Source organism: Streptomyces hamibioticus (assembly GCF_047946815.1).
In the GTDB taxonomy this organism is placed as follows: domain Bacteria; phylum Actinomycetota; class Actinomycetes; order Streptomycetales; family Streptomycetaceae; genus Streptomyces.
In genome coordinates this window covers 7,253,298-7,272,518 of sequence record NZ_JBKKQY010000001.1, presented here as the reverse complement: position 1 = coordinate 7,272,518, position 19,221 = coordinate 7,253,298, and the positions used below count along the sequence as shown (strand labels likewise).

Annotated in this window: 17 protein-coding genes and 3 pseudogenes; 8 read left to right on the top strand and 12 right to left on the bottom strand. The window is 70.1% G+C overall.

What is annotated here, in order from left to right; translation table 11 throughout:
• Positions 1–104: 104 nt before the first annotated feature.
• Complete coding sequence (locus tag ACLGIH_RS33310) at positions 105–851, top strand: transposase family protein (protein WP_416528988.1); 747 nt, start codon at positions 105–107, stop codon at positions 849–851.
• A gap of 229 nt (positions 852–1,080) precedes the next feature.
• Here ACLGIH_RS33310 and ACLGIH_RS33305 read toward each other — a convergent pair whose 3' ends face one another.
• Both ACLGIH_RS33305 and ACLGIH_RS33300 read right to left on the bottom strand, forming a co-directional pair.
• The gene (locus ACLGIH_RS33305; protein ID WP_416528987.1) at positions 1,081–1,428 is read right to left on the bottom strand and encodes a MerR family transcriptional regulator; all 348 of its coding nucleotides are present in this window, start codon (positions 1,426–1,428) and stop codon (positions 1,081–1,083) included.
• Positions 1,429–1,451: 23 nt separating this feature from the next.
• The gene (locus ACLGIH_RS33300; RefSeq protein WP_416528986.1) at positions 1,452–2,390 is read right to left on the bottom strand and encodes an aldo/keto reductase; all 939 of its coding nucleotides are present in this window, start codon (positions 2,388–2,390) and stop codon (positions 1,452–1,454) included.
• A 276-nt stretch (positions 2,391–2,666) separates the two neighbouring features.
• Between ACLGIH_RS33300 and ACLGIH_RS33295 the strand changes: the two are divergent.
• Both ACLGIH_RS33295 and ACLGIH_RS33290 read left to right on the top strand, forming a co-directional pair.
• Positions 2,667–3,859, top strand: a pseudogene (locus ACLGIH_RS33295) (DEAD/DEAH box helicase); the annotation flags it as partial.
• A gap of 46 nt (positions 3,860–3,905) precedes the next feature.
• On the top strand, positions 3,906–4,658 hold the full coding sequence (locus ACLGIH_RS33290) for a twin-arginine translocation signal domain-containing protein (protein ID WP_416529581.1): 753 nt from the start codon (positions 3,906–3,908) through the stop codon (positions 4,656–4,658).
• 514 nt (positions 4,659–5,172) lie between these two features.
• Here ACLGIH_RS33290 and ACLGIH_RS33285 read toward each other — a convergent pair.
• The 8 genes and pseudogenes from ACLGIH_RS33285 to ACLGIH_RS33250 form a co-directional block, all read right to left on the bottom strand.
• Positions 5,173–6,053, bottom strand: a pseudogene (locus tag ACLGIH_RS33285) (hypothetical protein); the annotation flags it as partial.
• 612 nt (positions 6,054–6,665) lie between these two features.
• Positions 6,666–6,884 (bottom strand): annotated as a pseudogene (locus ACLGIH_RS33280) (dihydrofolate reductase family protein); the annotation flags it as partial.
• A 51-nt stretch (positions 6,885–6,935) separates the two neighbouring features.
• Positions 6,936–7,403: a DUF3291 domain-containing protein gene (locus ACLGIH_RS33275; protein ID WP_416528985.1), complete on the bottom strand. Its 468-nt coding sequence runs from the start codon at positions 7,401–7,403 to the stop codon at positions 6,936–6,938.
• Positions 7,404–7,435: 32 nt separating this feature from the next.
• Positions 7,436–8,158 carry a helix-turn-helix transcriptional regulator gene (locus tag ACLGIH_RS33270; protein ID WP_416528984.1) on the bottom strand — a complete coding sequence of 241 codons (723 nt, stop codon included), beginning with the start codon at positions 8,156–8,158 and terminating at the stop codon, positions 7,436–7,438.
• Between the two features lie 843 nt (positions 8,159–9,001).
• Complete coding sequence (locus ACLGIH_RS33265; protein ID WP_416528983.1) at positions 9,002–10,312, bottom strand: tetratricopeptide repeat protein; 1,311 nt, start codon at positions 10,310–10,312, stop codon at positions 9,002–9,004.
• A 497-nt stretch (positions 10,313–10,809) separates the two neighbouring features.
• On the bottom strand, positions 10,810–11,487 hold the full coding sequence (locus ACLGIH_RS33260; protein WP_416528982.1) for a DUF3618 domain-containing protein: 678 nt from the start codon (positions 11,485–11,487) through the stop codon (positions 10,810–10,812).
• Positions 11,463–11,807: a phage holin family protein gene (locus tag ACLGIH_RS33255; RefSeq protein WP_416529552.1), complete on the bottom strand. Its 345-nt coding sequence runs from the start codon at positions 11,805–11,807 to the stop codon at positions 11,463–11,465. Before ACLGIH_RS33255 ends, ACLGIH_RS33260 begins: the two co-directional genes overlap by 25 nt.
• 64 nt (positions 11,808–11,871) lie before the next feature.
• The gene (locus ACLGIH_RS33250; protein ID WP_416528981.1) at positions 11,872–12,435 is read right to left on the bottom strand and encodes a hypothetical protein; all 564 of its coding nucleotides are present in this window, start codon (positions 12,433–12,435) and stop codon (positions 11,872–11,874) included.
• A gap of 624 nt (positions 12,436–13,059) precedes the next feature.
• Here ACLGIH_RS33250 and ACLGIH_RS33245 point away from each other — a divergent pair.
• On the top strand, positions 13,060–13,506 hold the full coding sequence (locus ACLGIH_RS33245; protein WP_416528980.1) for a DUF4383 domain-containing protein: 447 nt from the start codon (positions 13,060–13,062) through the stop codon (positions 13,504–13,506).
• 261 nt (positions 13,507–13,767) lie between these two features.
• On the opposite strand, the gene ACLGIH_RS33240 is transcribed toward ACLGIH_RS33245, so the two are convergent.
• Positions 13,768–14,043, bottom strand: a complete 276-nt coding sequence (locus tag ACLGIH_RS33240; RefSeq protein WP_416528979.1) for a hypothetical protein — start codon at positions 14,041–14,043, stop codon at positions 13,768–13,770.
• Between the two features lie 612 nt (positions 14,044–14,655).
• On the opposite strand from ACLGIH_RS33240, the gene ACLGIH_RS33235 reads away from it, so the two are divergent.
• The 4 genes from ACLGIH_RS33235 (at position 14,656) to ACLGIH_RS33220 (ending at position 18,292) form a co-directional block, all read left to right on the top strand.
• Positions 14,656–15,075, top strand: coding sequence for a YciI family protein (locus ACLGIH_RS33235; protein ID WP_416528978.1), 420 nt, complete (start codon positions 14,656–14,658; stop codon positions 15,073–15,075).
• 16 nt (positions 15,076–15,091) lie between these two features.
• Entirely contained in the window at positions 15,092–16,384 is a 1,293-nt protein-coding gene (locus ACLGIH_RS33230; RefSeq protein WP_416528977.1) for an RNA polymerase sigma factor, read from the top strand.
• 483 nt (positions 16,385–16,867) lie between these two features.
• A complete protein-coding gene (locus ACLGIH_RS33225) occupies positions 16,868–17,134 on the top strand; it encodes a hypothetical protein (protein WP_416528976.1) in 267 nt (88 codons plus the stop codon).
• Between the two features lie 522 nt (positions 17,135–17,656).
• Positions 17,657–18,292, top strand: coding sequence for a hypothetical protein (locus ACLGIH_RS33220; protein ID WP_416528975.1), 636 nt, complete (start codon positions 17,657–17,659; stop codon positions 18,290–18,292).
• Here ACLGIH_RS33220 and ACLGIH_RS33215 read toward each other — a convergent pair.
• Positions 18,279–18,659: a TetR family transcriptional regulator C-terminal domain-containing protein gene (locus tag ACLGIH_RS33215; protein WP_416528974.1), complete on the bottom strand. Its 381-nt coding sequence runs from the start codon at positions 18,657–18,659 to the stop codon at positions 18,279–18,281. The two genes, ACLGIH_RS33220 and ACLGIH_RS33215, sit on opposite strands and share 14 nt — an antisense overlap.
• Positions 18,660–19,221 lie beyond the last annotated feature (562 nt).

Genomic DNA, 19,221 nt, shown 5'->3' with positions numbered 1-19,221 from the left:
TGGCGGTCAGGGCCCGTGACGTGGCAGGGCTCCTGGTCGTTTCGGCTGGTGATCTCACTCGCCAACGTCTCGACGCAGGAGCCCTGTTGGTCCCGTATCGTGCCATGCTCGACGTCCCACTCAAGGTCGTTGAGCATGTTTCCTGGCTGATCTACGCCCGAAGGTGTGAGCTGAACTCCCGCTGGCGCAGGCTGAGCTGCTTCCGGCAGGCCCTGCTCGTCCTGGTGCACCTGCGCAAGAACGAGACTCTGGCCCAGGTCGCCGCGGGGTTCGGCGTCTCCACCGCCACCGCCGGCCGGTACGTGAGCGAGACGATCGACCTCCTCGCCGAGCGCGCCCCAAGCCTGCACGAGGCCCTGCGCGAGCCGCCTCCGGAGGGGTTCGTCATCCTCGACGGCACCCTGATCACCACCGACCGCATCGCGGCGGACCAGCCGTACTACTCGATGAAGCACCGCCGCCACGGAATGAACGTGCAGGCCGTGGCCGCTCCGGACGGAACACCCCTGTGGTTCTCCCGTGCTCTGCCCGGCCGCACCCACGACCTGACAGCCGCCCGTGCACACGGTGTGATCCACGCCTGTCTGTCCCGTCAGCTCCTCGTCCTGGCCGACCGCGCCTACCAGGGGGCCGGCGCCACCGTCCGCACTCCCTATTACCGCCACCACGAGCTTCCCGAGCACTACCGGCAGTACAACCGGGACCACGCCCGGCTGCGAGCACCGGGCGAACGCGCCTTCGCCCGCCTCAAGCAATGGCGGATCCTCCGCAAGGCCCGGTGCAGCACCAACCGCATCGGTCGCACGGTCGCTGCCATTCACGCCATCGAGATCATCTGGCGCTCAGGATGAGAAGCGTTCACTGGGAAGCGGGAAGGAATCTGAATGCCGGCTATTCAACTCCGGAAACACCAGGTCGACCAGAAAGCGGCCTTCCGCAAGTGAGCCGAAGCACGATAGTCGTCACATAGGCAGGCTGGTTGTCACCTGCTGCTGCGGGCCGGCTTCAGACTCCGAGTGGTTCAAAGGGTGGATGTTGCGCGATGGACAGGGCGTGAGCCGGGTGCGAGCACCTCCGCGCTCAGCTGTAGTACGCAATCTTCTCATCGAGGACGACGATGGCCCGGCGCAGCGCTGCCACCCGTTCCTCAAGAGCGGTACGGCGCTCGCGGAGGAAAGTGACCCTCTCCTGCGCAGGGTGGTCGGCACGCAGGATGGCGACGAACCCCCGCAGATCCGTGATGCCGAGACCAGCCTCACGAAAGCGTGTGACCAGGCCGATCCAGAAGACGTCTTCCTCGGTGTACTCCCTGCGGCCGCCGGAGGAGCGCCGGATCGGGCGGATGAGCCCTTCGCGCTCGTAGTAGCGCAGCGTGTCGATGGAGACGCCGGTGCGGTCGGCGGCCATCGCCGGGGTGAAGATGGTCATGGAGACTCCGTGTGTAACCGCTGCTACCGCGCTTGGGCGAACCGCGCCAGGTGCTCGTCGCTGGGCCGCACCCGGCGCGCGGCGAGTGCCTCCTCGATCTGCTCCACCCGGCTCGCGCCGACGATGGGGGCGATCCCCTGCCGCATCAGCCAGGCCAGGACGACCTGGTTCCTGGTGGACGACAGCTCGTTGGCTATGTCGTCCAGGGCCGCGAGCACCCGGGCAGTCCCGGGGTGATCATAGGTTTCCGGAAGCGGCTTGTCCGCCCGCACGTAGGAACCCCACATCAGCGAGCTGTATGACCACACGGTGAGATGGTCCGACCGTGCGAGGTCCAGATCCTCTGCTGTGAGCAGGCGGTGGCCGGACTCCGCGAGGGGGGTGAGCGGGCGCGGCTGGATGAGTGAGTGGCGCAGTTGCAGGGCCGTCCATGGCTCCACGCCCTGCTCCCGTGCGAGCGACCGAGCGCGCTCGACGCGCCAGGCGGCGTGGTTCGCCGCTCCGACCCGCAGGGCCACTCCTTCCGTGACCAACTTGCCGAAGGCCCCGACCGTCTCCTCCAGCGGCACGGTGCGATCCTCGGCGTGGGCCCACAGCAGATCGACGTGATCGACTCCGAGACGCCGCAGGCTCGCCTCCACGCCGGCCTGGACGGCCCGGGCGGACAGTCCCTCTGCGCTTTCCGGCCAGGAGTGTGGGACGAGTGGGTTGTGCCGGACCTTCGTAGCGATCCGCACGGTGTCGCGCGCGCCTGGGCGGGCCCGGAGCCACTCGCCGATGACGCGCTCGCTGGCGCCGCCGATGCCGCTGGGATCGGTCCAGAAGGAGTAGCAGTTCGCGGTGTCGAGCCAGACACCGCCGCCGGCGACGAAGGAATCGAGGATCGCGAAGGCTCGCGCGGGGTCGATGCGGGTGCCGAAGTCCATCGTCCCGAGGACGATCTGGGGGTCGGTGATGTTCATGCCCCCATGTTCGGATCTGGAGCGCGCTCCAGGTCAAGCGCTTGTGGCGGATGGCCTGGGACCAGGCCTCCGAGAGTCGTCGCCACGTGCGACCAGGCGAACGGCACCGTACACAGGGCACCTTGAGCTGCCATCCTCCGGACAACTCAGGTAGCCGGCGGTGACACCAGCAATGGTTTCCGTGCTGCTGGCGACAAGTGGCACGCCAACCAGGTGGCAACCGCTGTGCCTCGCCGCGCCGAAATCACAGGTCGGCGGCGACCGTTGGTGACAACTATGGTGCTTCGGCTCAGCAAGTGGGTTGGATTCCCTGCAAGGCCATCTGTGCCCCCGCAGGGCGCGGGGCACGCTCGTGCCCGCGACCGGATCGGACAAAACGATCACCGCTGCCGCGTGCGCGCTGGAGTGCTTCCCGAGTGGCCGGATCCTCGTGCCGGTGCCGACCCTGGACCTGCTCGTGCAGACCGCCCTGGCGTGGCGCCTGGTGGGCCATCGGGCGCCCATGGTCGCGGTGTGCTCGCTGGAGAACGATCCTGTGCTGAACGAGCTGGGCGGGCGCACCACCACGAAACCGATCCAGCTCGCGCTTTGGGCCGCCTCCGGGCCGGTCGTCGTGTTCGCCACGTACGCCTCCCTGGTGGGCCGCGAGGACATCGACGCACCCGAAGGGCAGCGGAAGGTTCGCGGGCCGCTGGAGGCCGCTCTTCCTCGCCTCGCCCCGGCCTCAGAATGGCGCTGAGGGCAGGGAGCTGGTGATCGCGTCGATGGGCCAGGACTCGGTCACCTACGGGCCGTGGCGGGCCGAACTGGGGCTCTCGGAGGCGGTCGAGCGGGGAATCCTCGCCGGGTTCGAGATCGACGTGCTGGAGATCCGCGGCCCCTCCCCCGTCTTCGGGGAGTCGGAGGAGGCGCAGCGAGGGTCGGCGCATGGCGCTCCTGCAGACGGCACTCCTGGAGCACGCCGCGAAGTGGAACCTGCGTACGGTCATGACGTTCCACCAGAGGGTGGAGGGGGCCGCCGCGTTCGCGGAGAAGCTGCCCGAGACGGCGGCCGAGCTGTACGTCAACGACCTCTCGGATGAGGACCTGGCGAGGGCGGAGGAGTCGCCGGAGTCGTCGATCGACGCGGAGTTCCACGAGCTGGAGGCCGGCCGCCACGTCCCGCCGGAGAGGGTGTGGCCGGCGTGGCTGTGCGGCGACCACCTCGTGTCCGAGCGGCGCGAGGTCCTGCGGCAGTTCGCGAACGGCATCGACGCGAACAACTGGCGCGTGCACCGGGCGTTCCTCGCGTCCGTGCGAGTGCTCGGTGGGGCGTGGACATCACCGGCGAGCGCGGTGCGGAGGCGATCTGCTTCGCAGACACCCGCGGCTCCCAGGTGGAGATCGTGGAGGCGGGCCGCGGCCTGGCAGACGGTCGGGCCGCAGCCCACCGGGTGAGGAAGGCAGCCGTATCCATAACAGGCAGCCCGGACGGCCACCGCCTCTGTACGGCCCCCAGGGAGGACCAGGTGGCCCATGAGCAGGATGGTGAGCGGCTGGGGGCTGTCGATCATCCGTATGGGTGGTGGCGGAGCGATCTGCCCGGCCGCCAGTGCACGCAGGCGCGACTATGCGCTCATGCATGCATCGAGTGACACATCCGGCGTCGTACGCCGCCGGTTCCTGAAGGGCGCGCTGGCTGCGGCAGCGGGTGGCGCCCTGGTGCCGGCCGTTGCGGGCCCGTCGTGGGCCGTCCCGCCAGTCGGGCAGAGAGTCCGGTTGTCGGTCAGCGTGCCCGGCGCCGTCATGGCAACCGGGCTCCAGCCCGGCCGGCACACGCTCAGCTTCACCGGCAGCCGTATGACTGAAGTGCTGGTTGGAGGCGCTGACTGGGTACGGCTGAAGACGCTCGACTTCCGGATCCAGGCCCATCACCCGCTGTTCGGCACGATCACCATCACCACGCCGGACATCAGCACGGCACCGTTGAGCATCCTGCGGTGGGTGTCGCCCAGCGAACTCACCGAGACCTGGTACGAGTCCTTCCAGATCACTTTCGAGAGGTCGGCAGACCAGGCGGGCCCGTTCGTCCTGCTCACGCAAGAGCCGTTCAAGGCGACCGCGACCATGCCGAGCTGGCCACCGCCACCCCACATCACGAACGCCGACGGCTCCTCCACGGGCGGCGCCCTCTACTCGGCTGCCCAACTGCCCACCTTCACCGCAGACGACGGCCTGCGGGCCGACTTCACGGCATTCCCGGCCACCCTGGGCCAACTGACGTCGTAGCCCTTGCCCGGAGCGCCACTCCCCCGCCGCGGCCCCCAGGGATGCCCTGGCTGCTCCCTCGGGGCCCGTGCTGTGCCGGGCCCGCCTACGCCGGCATCCACCTGCCGCAGTTGTCCCGGGCAGTCACCTCCTGGCCCTTCACGGCACCGGACTGCAGTCGTGCCGCACAGTGACGGACAGCACCGGTGAAGAACCCGCCCTTCGAGGGTCGGTCGACCGGGAGCAGCTGCGCACGATGGCGAAGGGCCGGCGCTCCCCGCTCCCCGCTCGCCGCGCTGGCGAAGCAGGCCGCCTCGGCCTGTCGGGGCGCGCCCTCGCATACGGGAAGGGCGGTGCATCTCCGACTTGCCGGTGGCGGGCGGCACGCAGTGGGCGGAGCTGCGGCATCGGGCGGGTCACGGCGCCCGGCGCCTCTCGAGGGGCGCCGCCGTCAGCTCCTCACCGGCCGAGTGCGGGAGGTGGGGGGTGTGGTTGACCAGCCGGGCGAGTTGGCGACGACCGCGATGCTGCTGGTGTGGCGCAGGTCGAAGCGGTTGCCGATCTCGAACAGTGCCCCCTCGTCCTTGCCGAGCTTGTCTTTGAGCAGGGCGCGGCGTTCCTCGAGGACGGCCGCGAGGGTGACGATCGCCGACCGCTTGCTCTCCACCGTCGTGTCCCGTGCGCGGAAAAGGGCGATCGCGTGGCGAACCCGGGTCGTGACGTCCGGGGCGCTGTCGTTGAGCGCCCGGTGCACCAGCGCGCTGCGAGCGTCGTCGGTGACGGCGACCAGGCGCCCGAGGTCCTCGCCTTCGGCAGTCAGCTCGTACTCGATGCCGGCCTCGCGCAGCAGGTCGTTGACCTTGCCTCGGTACAGGATGCGGGCGGGGCCGTTGTGGAACTCCGAGTGGTGCCATCCGCAGCTGTTCCAGCGGTGGAAGCGGCGGGTGCGGGGTCGGCTGATCAGGTCGTGGAAGACCTCGATCAGACCGAAGAAGGTGTCCTCGTCCCACGTCTCGGGGTCCAGAGGCCACAGGCCCGGGATGCCCAGTCGCCGCTCGATCGCTTGTGAGGCGTCCGGCGGCTCGGTGGAGTCGTCGGCGCGTTCCTCGCCGAAGACTTCCACCACGTAGCTGTTGTCGGCGAAGTCGCTGAGGATCCGGGCGAAGCCACGGCGGGTGTCGCGCGCTGCGCTGCCGTCGTGCGAGAGGCCGCGGCCTTGCCGCTGTGGCCAGTACGGTCGCGGATCGGCCGCATACCGCAGTTCGGCTGCGCGGCTGACCAGCTCCGTCAGCCAGTCCCGCTCGTCCATCCAGCCCCGCTTCCCCCAGCCGGGGGTAGTGCTGGCCCACGGATCGTCCGAGGGACCGGGGCGATCGGACAGGTCCTCGGAGTCGGCCCCGCTGCGGTGCCGACCCGCCGCGTCATCATCACCCATCCAGGCAGGCGCCAACTGGTCAACGGAGCAAGAGCGTTCGGCCGGGAGACGGTCCTAGAACGGCCTTCACCGTGGACGGCATCCTTCATGGCGCTCAGCGCCGTCCCGGTTCATGCCGGTCCCAGGGGGCTGTCCATGGCCAAGCGCACCGCGAAGGAGGGCAGCAGCAGACCAGTGCGGCTGTCCGCCGACCGGCTACGGAAGGGGCCGGCCCCCGGCCCTGCCCGCACCCGGGTGCGGCTTGCCACGGCAACGGACACGGGAGCCGCCGACGCGCTGCTGAAGAAGGTCAGCGACAACACAGTGCCGCTGTGGCGGTCTCGTCCTGGATCCAGTGGAGGTACCTCCCGCACGATCTCACGCCCTGGAAAACCGTCTACGGCTAACTTCTCCAAATGGCGACGAAGGCGTGTTCGCCGACCTCAACGGCCTACTCCGGTAACTTCTACGAGAGAAGGAAGGCCGGAATCCAAGCCGACGGCCTGCGTGATCGACGTCCAGGGCGTCAAGACCTCGCCCGGCACACGTACGACGTTCACAAAGCTCGGTTCTCTTGCACATTTCCGCGAAGGTGTTACCTGGTCCTCCTCCGGCTACCGCTCATACCAGCCAAGATGTGCTGTCGCTTGAAGTACCGCCGCCTTGTCAGCGGACGCGTCGGAGACGTTCTTCTGCAGTCCGTTGGCGTACACCTCGTGCTCGACGAGCTTCAGCTTCTGCGCGTCCTTGTCCGTGTCGCTGAACAGCCGCTTGCCCGCACCGAGCAGCAAGGGGAAGACGAGCAGGTGGTAGCGGTCGATCAGGCTGGCGTCAACCGCACCGTTCGAGCGGCCCGCTCAGGTCGGCGGTGCGGCCTGCAGGCGCTACATGCGTCCGGCGGCGGTGTGGGAGGAGACGAAAGTGAAGGCGCGCGGGGAGGGTCCGTTCGCCCGCAGATCCTCCAGCCTCGCCAGGGCCTCGTCGACCGTCGGGAGGTGGCCGGTGGGAACCCACCAGAGCACCATGTGGGCCTGGACGTGCCGTTTGAACCATTCACGACGCCTGCGCATCACCTCCAGGTGCCCGCTGCGGTAGACGAAGTCCCACAGAGCTTCCTGGGTCTGCCACACCGACAGGTTGACGATGACGTCCCTGCCCGCCGGACGCAGACCGGTGGCGTCGCCCTGCCCTTCCTCCACGAGCCGCCACACGAAGCCCGGCGCGCTGTCGGCGGCGGCGTTGACGGTGTCGAGCATCTCGACGAAGGGCGCGATGCGCGGGTCGTCGAGAGGGTGACGGAGCGTGGCGACGTTGAGCTGGGCCAGATGTGCGCCATGCGCGGATGCGGTCATGGACCCATATCAGCACGCCATACTTTTCTATGTCAACGGTTATTGTCATTAGAATGTTCGACCGCGACGCAGCACTCGCCCGGGCGGGCGTCCATGCGGGCGCGGACAGGACCGTCCGCACCCAACAGCCCTTCCAGAAGTGCGAGATTCATGCCGCAGACGAGCGGCGGGAAACGTTCGGCGACGACATGGAAGGGGCAGTTGCGCATACGGACGACTCGCCGACCCGCCCCGGCGCCTTCTGCCTCCTGTCCGCCTTCGAGACCGTCAGCTCCCCCGGCACCCTCGGTGGTTTCCAGATGCGGCTCGTAACCGCGGGCGGACAGCACCTCCATGGCCTCCTCCAGGCTTCCGCAGGGTGCTTCTCTGCCGCGCAGGGCCTCCCCGCGGGCGCGCGCGACCGCACAGAGCCGGTCGTCCAACCCTGCCTCTTCCGCGGCCTCGGCCAGCAGCTCCGCGGCGGTGAGGTAATCACGGGCGGGCAGCGACACCGACCGCTCGACCCGCGCCCGCATGTACACCTTGGCAGGGCGCCCCGCCCCCGGCCCCGAACGACCCGTCAGTCGACGGCTGCCGCTCTCCAGCAGTCCTGCCTCGACCAGCTTGTCCAGATGGTGCGCAGCGAGGGTGCGTCCCACTCCGACCGCCTCGGAGGCCTCGTTGCGGCCGACCTCGCGCCCCCGTACTGCCACGTACTCATAAAGACGGCGTCGTACCGGATCCTGCAACGCCGCGATCGCCTCGATGTCCTTCATCTGCCCATTCTAGGAACAACGACGATCAGAGATAGAAGAGCCGAACCCCGGACTTTGCCATAGCTCGTGGGACGACGGTTCCGCGCCGGCTGCTTCCGCGCGAGTCTCCGCACCAAGCGCGCCCGCTCCACCTGCCCGGCCAGAAGGCCCGCCAGCGCCTGGAGTCGTCGCCCACGTCGGTCGGCGAGATCCTCGGGGAACGCCGCCTTCGGGGTGAATGCAGGCGAAGAGGCGCCGCAGGGCGCGCCGCTGCTCGATCTTGGAGCACGCGCTGACCGTCGCGGAGAACCCGGGGACGCGGCCGCGCACGCTGCACGGCTGCGCTCCGCAGCTGACGCCGCTGCTGCGTGGCTTCGATCAGATCTCGACTCCTGACGCCCGGTCCGGGCCCTCCACTCACCCGTAAGGACCATGTGCTCCGGTTTCTCGGACGCCTGCCTCCCAGTGCTCGTACGGTCCGCTCGGACGCGGCCGCCCGTGCCCCCTGGAGGGGGGCACACCATGACTGACGTCGCCGCGGAGCCCGGGGAGACCGACGAGCCCGGGAAGAAGCTGGACTGGGACGAACGCTCGGTGAAGCTGCTGGAGCGCATCGACCCTCACGCCGCGTTCGCGCTCGCGGTGTCAGGCGGTTTCGCCCTGCCGGCCACGCTGGGTGTCCCGGCACCCAGCTGCACGACTGGCGGAGCGGGACCAGGGCCTGCGCGGCGCCTCCGTACCGGTGACCGTCCTTCTCCTGGGCGGGATCGTCATCTGGTCGGGGTTCTTTCCGTTCCGGACGGATCGGCACCTCGTGATCGACGCACCGGCCCTGACCGCGTACGGGATCGTCTTCGACGGCGTTCACTGGGGCATGGTCCCCGCCGTGCACCCGCAGACCGTCTCGTGGTGGATCTGGCACACCGTCCTGGTCACGCTGCTGTCCACCCGCCCGGGGGCGTCCGGGGGAACGACCGGGGGCGCGGCCAGCCAGGCGCGGACCACAGCCGCCTCCCCGGTGCGTCCGAGGCCGTCGAGTACGAGCGCCTGGAGGTCCAGCACGCGACGGAGCGACGCGCACTCCTCCGGCCTGGTGGCGACCAGGCCGCGGTGGATCTCCACGGCCTCACCCGTCGCTCCGAGGGCACCGGGCAGATCGTCCACCAGGAAGAGGGGTGTCGCCTGGATGGCCAGCGCGCCAGCGAGACGGGGGGCGTACCGGTCGGGGGCGGCCTTCACCACGCAGCGCCAGACATCCACCGACTCTGCGGCCGCCTCCAGCGCCTCCAGGTACTGGTTCTCCTGGAACCGCAGCTGGCAGACGCTGAGCAGCGCCCGGGCGAAGGAGGCCTCGTCTCGTTCGGCGTCGGCCCGGGTCAGTCGTCGCCAGATACCGACGGCGGACTCCAGGGTCTCCAGTGCCTCCCCGTCGTGTCCGGCTTCGGCCTGGAGGTGGCCCAGTTCGGCCGTCCACAGGGCGAGGTCCTGTTCTCCGGGGTCGTCCCCGAGACCGATGCGGATACGGTGCCGCATGATGCCGACCGCCTGTTTCAGGGCGTCGATCGCCTCCTCGTCACGTCCCAGCGGCTGCAGCAGGTTGTTCAGGTTCACCAGAGCGGAGACGAGCCAGGGTTCGAAGCCGGCAGGGTCGGCCCGGGCCGGCAGGCGGGTGCGTTCCACCGTCTCCCGCATCGTGAGCAAGGCGTCGTGGAGGTGTCCCGTCTGCATCAGCCGGACGCCGAGCTTCCCCACGGCGCTCGCCAGGTACACCTCATTCCCCGAGGACGGTACGGCCAGAGGCCGCAGGAGCTCCACCCCTCGGCGGAGGACCCGGACCGCCTGGTCCTGGCGACCCGCCTTCCAGAGGTCCGGTTCCAGGCCCGTCAGCCGCCACCCGAGCCCGCTGAAGTCGTCTCGGGCGTCGCGGCCCGCAGCGGCCTCGTCGGCGATCCGGGTCAGGAGGTCCACCGCCTCGTCGAGGGCCGCGAGCGCCTCCCGTTCCCTGCCCACGGAGCGCAGCGACGCGTACAGGCCGTGCAGTGCTCCGGCGTGCAGTTCGCCGTACCCGTGACCGGCCTCGGCCGCACGGCACAGCAGCTCGACAGCCCGCTGGCGGGCGCGCACCGCTTCCCCGTGGCGCTGAGCGGAGCCGAGTCGCGCGCCCGGGTACGTCAAGGGCGAGGGCGTGGCCGACGATCGCGTCGAGCGACGTGTCGTCCCGCATCAGGCGTCCGCTCACGGCGACCGTCTCCGCCGCGACCGCCAAGCCGAGTTCCCTCAACTGCTCTCCGTACGGCAGCAGGGAGCCGAGTCGCCGCAGCGTCCACGGATGCAGCCGGGCATCGCCGAGCGCGTCCAGCAGTTCCCGCTCGATGCGCTGGGCCCTGGCCGTGGATCCCGCCTGTTCGCGTACCGTGGCAGCGCGTACCAGAACGGTGAGGAGTTGGGTCTGCCGGTCGGCGGACGCGTCGGTCAGCAGGGCGGCCAGCGGCAGGCGAGCCTCGGGATCGAACAGGACTCGGCCGGTGGCCGGTGGCTGCGCGTTCGCTCCCGGAAGGGGAGGCGCCGTTGCCGTCCGCGTGGGGCCGTGCCGTAGCCGACCCCTTCCGTTCGGTGCTGCCGCACCGCCCGGAGCAGGAAAAGCCCGGACGGCGCGGTGGCTCGGGGATGGTTCAGGGGCCGGGGGCAGGCCGCCCGCGGGCTTCACCGGCTACCTGGCCGGACTGTCGGGCCTGCTCAGCGAACTGCTCCGCCTTATCGCGCGTCTCCTCCTTGGTGGTTCGGGCAGCTTCCGCCGCTGTGTCCTTGACCTCCTGAGCGGCCTGCTTGGCCGTCTCGGTGGCGTCTTCCTTCACATGCTGCGCGGACTCCATCGCCGCTTGCTTGACCGGCTCAATCGCCTCACCGGCCTTCTCGGAGAGCTGCGAGGCTGCCTGCTCCTCCGTCTGCGAGGCCGGCAGGAGCGATGCGGCCAGCATCCCGGCGCCGAAGGCGATCAGCCCGGCCGCCAGCGGATTGCCCTGCGTCTGCCGCACCGCCTGCTCCGGGGCGCTGCTGACCGCGTCGCTGACCTGCCCGGCGGTCTGACGGACAGTGTCCGCGGCCTGTCCCGTGCTCTCCTGCGCCGACGCGGCGGCCTGCTGAGTGCGGCCCTGAGCCTTCCCCGCGGCCTCGGAGGCGGTGCCCATGACGCGCTCGCGTACACCGGACACCGCGCTGCGGACTCGATCCGTACGGCGGCGCGCCATACGTCGGGGGCTGGTGCGCTCGGCCAGCCGGTCGACGTTCTCCGACAGCCGCTCACGGGTCGTTTCGATCTCGGTCCTCACTTGGTCGGGTGACGTGCCCACTGCGCATCCTCCTTCAGCGTCTCCACGGTCTGCTCCGGCTTCGGCGACACCTCCCGCATCCGGGAGCGGCCCATGACGAACAGCACGGCGGCGATCCCTGCCCAGACGCCGGTCACGATCAGCGCCGCCCACCCCCCGTCCATCACGTTTGCCAGGCCCAGTACGGCGGCGAGCGACAGGAACACCGCGACCATGTAGCCGGCGAACCCGGCCCCGCCGAACATCCCGGCGGCCTTTCCCGCCTTGGTGGCTTCCTCTCGGATTTCGGCTTTGGCCAGCTCGACCTCCTGCCGGAACAGCGCCTGTACGTCCGAGGTCACCTCCGACAACAGCTCTCCTACCGAGCGGTCCTGTCCGCGCGGTTCTGGCGCCGTCGATGACATCTCACACCTCCGGGGAACCCGGCAGCTCCGGCCGCACGGCTGCCTCCTGCACGCCCGGCCTGCCGTCGCGGACCGGGTCCTGCTGCGGCCCTTGCGAGGATTGGCTGGCCTTGCTGCCCGCTTTGGCCATCCTGCCGACGACCAGCCCCGCCAGCGCCGCTCCCGCCAGGAACGCCCCGGGCCGCCGCCGCGCGAACCCCTTCAGGTCCTCCGTCATGCCCTCCACGCCTTGCTTGTCCAGGTACTCGGCCGCGCGGTGGCCGCCATCGGCCACCTGCGACACCAGGCTGCGGGCGGGGGAATCCTCGGGCGCATTCCGCGCCAACTCCGAGAGCTCGTCCGACCACTGCCGCACGGTGCCTGCCGCGCGCTGAGTCTGGCTCTCCGCTTCCTGTGTCACCCGCTCGCGCAGGTCGCTCACCGCGGTTCCGGCCTGCTGCCGCGCCTCTCCGGCCACCGTCCCAGCCGCCTGCCGGGCCTGGCCGGCCGTGGCCGACGCCTGCTCCTTCGCCGTCTGCCCTGCCTGCCGGACACCCCTGGCGTCCCCTTGCGCAACGTCACTCATCGGTTACTCCTCCTTCAGCCGTGGGACCGGCGTGTCCGGCCCCACGGCTCACGACCTTGTGAGCGGAACAACTCTGCACATTTCGGACATTCCGTCGGGTGATCGGACACGGTCGGGCCAAACACCGTTCTTCGATATGGATCTGGGACGCATTCCGTGAAGGTGATCAAGGCGGGCATGACCTTGTCGCTGGAGCTGTTGCCCGAGTCTGCGCTACGGGAGGTGATCGGCTTCCTGGTCCCGAGTCGGCCGGCGCTCTGGCCGCCACCAGGTACACCCGGGTTCTGGGCGAGAAGGCGACGTTCGCCTCCTCCTCCGATCCCGCTGGCGCCGAGAAGGCGCAGCAGCACCCCATCGGCCTGGACAAGGCGCAGCGGCGACTCGCCCGAGAACGGCAGCGCCCGACGGAGCAGATTCCCGGCAGGTGGGAGCGGGCCCGTTCCGCGACCCACCTCATGCCGTAAGGATTCGCGGGACGGACCGGTGTGGTCCTCATCGGCCGGGTCCCGTGCGTGGTGTGTGCTCGTGCTGTTGTGACATGTCTGCGGCGGCTGAGGGCACTCGAGGGGTCCATGGCGGACCTGACAAACCCGGGTCGGCTGTCGAGCTTCAACGGGAGTTTCCATGTCCACGCACGCACGCACCGCCCGCACCGGGCGGACACCGGTCCAGCAGGCCTCCCTGGTCGTGGGAGTCGTCTTCCTCCTGGTCGGTGTGCTCGGATTCATCCCGGGCGTCACCACCAACTACGACACCATGGAGTTCGCCGCTCACCACTCCGACGCCAAGCTGCTGGGCATCTTCCAGGTGTCCATCCTGCACAACCTGGTGCATCTGGCCTTCGGCATCGCCGGGCTGGCGCTGTCGCGCGCCGCCGCACAAGCACGGCTCTACTTGCTCGTCGGTGGCGCCGTCTACCTGGTCCTGTGGCTGTACGGCGTGATCATCGACCACGACAGCGCCGCGAACTTCGTCCCCGTCAACACCGCCGACAACTGGCTCCACCTGTCGCTCGGCCTCGGAATGATCGCACTGGCAGTCCTGCTCACCCGCGGGCACCGCACCAAGTAGGATGCGCCACGAGAGGGAACCTCCTATCGTTTCCAGGCGCCGTTGCCCCAGGTGGAGGCACCTGCCTTCGCCCCGCGAAGCACATGCTCGGGCCCCTGGACGCACTCCCAGCCCTCCAGGTTCCCCCTTTACGGCCCCGCGTTCACCCTTTTCGGCCCCGCGCTGATGCCAGCACGGCGCAAAGCGCCCCGTCGGCGTGCAACCGACTGACCGGTACTCCAATTTCCGGCCACGGCCACGCCGCCCACCGTGCCCTTTCACTCACTGCCAGCGGCAGCCGAACACGTCAGCGCCGGCCTCCATGCCGTCTCCCGGCTCCGGCGCTCGAAGCAGCTTCTGATCAGCAGGACCAGGCAGCGCCTGGTCCTGCTGATCTTGGGCCGCCATGACTACTTTTCTGAAATCACCGGCCACGGGCGATGTCTCCAAGCAGACCGTCACTCCGCCATCACCGGCACGGTCATGGACGGCATGCTGGCGTGGCAGAAGCTGCCCCTGGACGCCGTCTGCCCGGTCGTCTTCATCGGCGCGGTCCACGTGAGGATCCGGGGGGGCTGTCGGCCCTCCTGTGATCCGGGCCAGCCGTGGGGGCGGGGAAAGACCGTTGCGGACGGCGTTGAAGTCGAGGTTCATCTGTTTCGCCGGCTGGACCACCTCAGGTTCCGCTTCCAGGTGGTCGGGGTCGCCTCCCTGGCCGCAAGGTGGTTCGGCCAGGCGGGGGCGATGGGCGTTGACCGCTTTCTCGACCGCCTGGCCAAGGTGGCCAACAGATGGTATCCGTCCGCGACCTGCTCGGCCTGCGGTGCTCCGACCCGTGCGCCCTCCCCGTAACCGCTGGACCGGTCCCGGTGGGTCACCTTCACCTCGGGGTGCCTCGAAGCCAGGCGGCCGGGTCTTCGCTCTCGCGGCCGTCATAGAGGTGCAGCGGTCGGTGGGTGGCCATGTCGATCAGTACGTGGCTTTCCGGCGGGCCGTGGTCGGCACACGGGTCCGCAGGTGCAGGAACCGGGCCGTGGCGGCTGGAGGTCCTGTGCTGTAAGGGGCTGCCGAAAATGGATTCGGCGGTTGTGTCGATCCGCGGTGTCTCCGTTCGACCTATGGGTGAAGGGTCCGAGAGGGGCCCGCACACTGCTCGGAAGGGACAGAATCATGAAGTACATGCTGATCATGCGCGCCACTGATGAGGCCGTCGCGGGTATGGCGAACATCGACTTCGGTGAGCTGCTGGAAAAGATCGGCAAGTACAACGACGAGATGGTCCGGGCCGGGGTGCTGGTGGCTGCCGAAGGACTCGATGACGCGGCCGAAGGGGTCGTCGTGGACCATTCATCGGAGCCGCCGGTGGTCACCGATGGCCCGTACGGCGAGACGAAGGAGCTGTTCGGCGGGTTCTACATCCTCAATGTCTCCTCGAAGGAGGAGGCCGTGGAGTGGGCCAAGCGGTCGCCGATGACCGGGCCGGGCCTGAAGACCGAGATCCGCCGGGTCACCACGATCGATGAGTTCCCCCAGGACAATGAGTGGATCCAGAAGGAGCGGGCGTGGCGCGAGGCCACCGGTCAGCTCTGACGAGGACGGGTCGGAGATGGCTGCTTTCACCGGCCGTGAGGCCGTGGCCGCCGTGTGGCGGATCGAGTCCGCGCGGATCGTCGGTGCGCTCGCGCGGTACACCGGCGACTTCCCGCTGGCCGAGGACCTCGCGCAGGAGGCCCTGGCCGAGGCTCTGGTGACCTGGCCGCGCGACGGGGTGCCGCGTGACCCCGCCGGGTGGCTGCTCACCGTCGGCCGTCGCCGCGCGATCGACGCGTTCCGCCGCCGCTCCGCCCTCGATGAGCGGTACGCCGCCCTGGCCCACGGCCTGGGCGAGGGCGGCGTCGTCTCGGGGAGCGCACCGGCCCACCCTGCCCGGGACACCCCGGACGTACTGTGGGATCCCGACCAGATCGACGACGACACTCTCGCGTTGATGTTCATCTCCTGCCACCCGGTGCTCTCCCGGGAGGCGCGGGTGGCCCTCACCCTGCGGGTGGTCGGCGGTTTGACGAGCGACGAGATCGCCAGGGCGTTCCTCATCCCGACCGCCACGGTGCAGGCCCGGATCACCAGGGCGAAGAAGACCCTCAGGGCTTCCCGGGTGCCGTTCGAAACGCCACAGGCCAAGGAGCGGGGCGAGCGGCTCGGCTCTGTGCTCAGCGTGATCTATCTGATTTTCACCGAAGGGTCCTCGGCCAGCTCGGGTGACGAGCTGATCCGTTTCGACCTCGCCGGTGAGGCGCAGCGTCTCGCGCGGGTGCTGAGCCGGCTGATGCCGGAGCAACCCGAAGCCCACGGGCTGCTCGCGCTGTGCGAGCTGACCGCGGCGCGGTTCCCCGCGCGCATCGGGCCCGACGGCGATCCGGTGCTGCTGGAGGACCAGGACCGCCGCCGCTGGGACCGTGCCGCGATCCGCCGGGGACGAGCCGCCTTGGCCCGCGCCGCGCAGGTCGGCCGGGGCCTGGGCGTCTACGGGCTGCAGGCCGCGATCGCCGAATGCCATGCCGTCGCCGCCACGGCCGACGAGACGGACTGGGAGCGCATCGTGCTCCTGTACGAGGCGCTCGGCCGGCTCGCACCCTCACCGGTGGTGGACCTCAACCGGGCGGTGGCAGTCTGCATGGCGCGCGGACCGGCCGCGGCGCTGCCCATCGTGGACGAACTGGCCGCGGGCAAGGCGCTGGCGCACTCCCATCTGCTGCCGAGCGTCCGCGGAGAACTGCTCGCCCGCCTGGGACGCTCCACCGAGGCGCGCGCCGAACTGGAGCACGCCGTCAGGCTCTGCGCCAACCGGCGCGAGCGGGCGGTACTGGCGCGCAAGCTCACCGCGCTCGACCGGCGGTGACAGCAGTACGGACCGGACCGAGGTGAGGACCAGCAGCGCCTGGTGCGCATCGGGACAGCCTCCGTCACCGGAGGACTCTCAGCGGTGCTGGCCGCGCTCGGCGGCCGTATCGCGTTGGTGGACCAGTTCCTCCAGCTGCCCGACCCGTGCTCACCCGCAGTCGACCTCGATGATCGGCGCGTCGTTCTGACTGGTTGGTCTCGGGCGTCTCGGCCTGCGTACTCAACCTCGACCAGCGCCACAGCATCCGGGGCGGACATCCCGTCCCCGGCCTGCACCGGCTCTGGGCCGGACGCGCGCAGCCGAAGCCGCTCCTGACGCTCGACGGCTCGGCAGATCGTGCCCGGGCATCGTTGCGCACGGTCGCTGCCGTCGCCCCAGTGCCCGAGGCACCACTCGGCGAACCGGTCGGCGGCCCCGTCCTTCTCGAGTACGGTCAGCCGATTGTGAGAGCCGAGGTGAGTACCCAGCGGCAGCATCGCGGTGGCATCCGCATCCCCGGAGGACTCGCTCATGAAGGCGGCGATGGCCTGCCGGACGGTCGGCACCATGCTCGGTGACGGTACGGTCTTCGGCCAGGCCTGCCGCGGCCGCACCGGGGCGCGCGGCGGCGAACCCTTCGCGGTTGCAGCGGATCTGGCCGCGGCGGCGGGAGGGGGCTTCGGGACCAGCGCGGGGGCCGGCCGGCCTTTCCACGGCGCGGCGGCCACCACCGGTTTCCGCGCGGCACCCAGACAGGCGGCGACGTAGTCGCTGGGCACGGGCACGTTCTGGGAGATGGAGGTCTCCGGCACCTCGGCGTCGCACCTGCGGCACAGCGGGAGTTCGCGCCAGCCGATGACGGACAGCTGAGTGCCCCGCGAGTGCCGGGTCATGGCCTGCGGACGATGGGCGATGCCGTGCCCACCGCAGCCCGCGCAGCGCAGACTTCCGCGCATCCACCGCGCGTCGCAGTCCAGACAGGTGACCCGGAGTGAGGTGAGCGTAGGCAGTCGGGTCAGGTCTTGTTGGCCTGCCCGGCGAAGCCCCCCTGCACCAGCCCGGTGGGCGACCCACCGGGTGGGTGCGTGGCGGCCGACGCCCACGCCGTCGTCGTCGCCGAGCAGCCCGCGACATCGGCGAACCGACCGCCGAGGCCGGCGAGCGGTTTGCCGGCACCGCGGCAGGCTCACGGGCCACGGGCTCGGTAAAGCAGTTGCCGGTTCAAGCCGTCGTCCCCGCATCATCGTCGGACCAGGATCCGACCGCCCATCGCCTTGCAGGGAGACCGCGTTGACCACCGACCGCTTCCCGGACATCGCCCGCGCCGGTACCGCCGTGATCGGCACGCGGTATGCCGGAGGTCCCGACCGGCAGCAGCAGCTCGTCGATGCCGAGGTACATGCGCTGGACGGCACTTCCCCGCCACGCGGCCTCGTCTCCGTGAGCTGGTTCGCGAGCACGGACGGCGGGACCGTGCTGTCGGTCGCCCAGTGGGAGAGCGCCCTGGCGTACGACGCTTGCCTGCACCGCGGCGGCTACGCCGCCCCGCTGACCGGTCCGCCCCGCTACCAGCTGTACCGCAGCCTTGCCGAGGAGAACGAGACCCGCGTTCCCGGCTGCCTGATCACGGCTGCCTTCGACGTGGACGGGCCGGAGCGGCAGCGCTCCTTCACCGACGCGGTGATCGCCGCCCAGCCCAAGGGTGGCGGGCACCCCGGAGCGATCTCAGGTCACTTCCTGCACAGCGCAGACGGCAGCCGCGTCCTGCTGTACACGGAGTGGACCGGCGTCGAGGCGCACCAGGAGGCGGCCGAGGCCGGTGACCACGACAAGGGGCACGAAATCTTCTCCGGTACGCCCGGGGTGCGCCTCATCCACGGCGGGCGCTGGCACCTGAAGCGGACCCTGCGACTCAGCGGAGCGTGAACAGCCGGTCCAGGTGGTATCCCAGCAGCTCCATGGCCGACACCGGGGTGCGCCTGCCGACCAGGACGCTCGTGCCGATGCCGAGGCCGCGGCTGAGGGCGAGCAGCCGGGCGGACTCGACGTCCGGGTCCGCCGTCGTGGCGAGCCGTCCCTCGGTCTTCGCCCGCCGCAGCAGAACGGCGAGCTGGGTCTCCAGGCGGTCGGGGCCTTCGGCGAAGGGCTGGGCGGCCAGTTCAAGGTCGGTCACCGCGCCGGGCCAGCCGGTTCTGCAACCGCTCGAACGCGAGGCGACCCGCGGCGTCCCATACGACCAGTCGCCGTACAGCGCGGTTGCACCGCGCAGCCGCACGGCCACGACCACGATCACGACCACCGGAAATGGAGGCGGCCACCCTGAACCCGCCCCACTTGGGCTCGTCCGCCCAGCCCGGCCGCAGATCAGGGGCTGATGGTCACACCACAAGGTCACCAAGCTGGACGCCGCACGGCGAAGCTCTGGTCAGCCGGTGATCGCCCATGGCAGGCTCATGGCTTTCCAGGCGAGGGCGCATGCCGTTGGAAGGCTTCGCGAAGGCGGAAGGCGAACTGTGCCCGGTTTGACGGAGGAAGGCGGCGTGCAAGCACGGATTGCCGCCGGCGTCGGGCACCAGGCAGTCGGCCTGGTGCCCGGGTACCGCCTGGTGGCCCAGTGCCTACCGCACGCGACGATCACACGCCGTCAGCCCCCAACGACACCACGCCAACAAGCTCAGTAAGAACACAACGGTATCGCCGGGCCCGCGCGGGTCCCCCGACCAGTGCGCTGAGCCTCACCAAGTCGACTGGTCACTCGTCAGGTGAACTGCCATGCGGTAAGGGCCGCTTGAGCAACGGCCCCGCGCCCTCGGCCGCTGTGCAGGCGATCACGGAAGGGCCCGGCATCGGCTCCT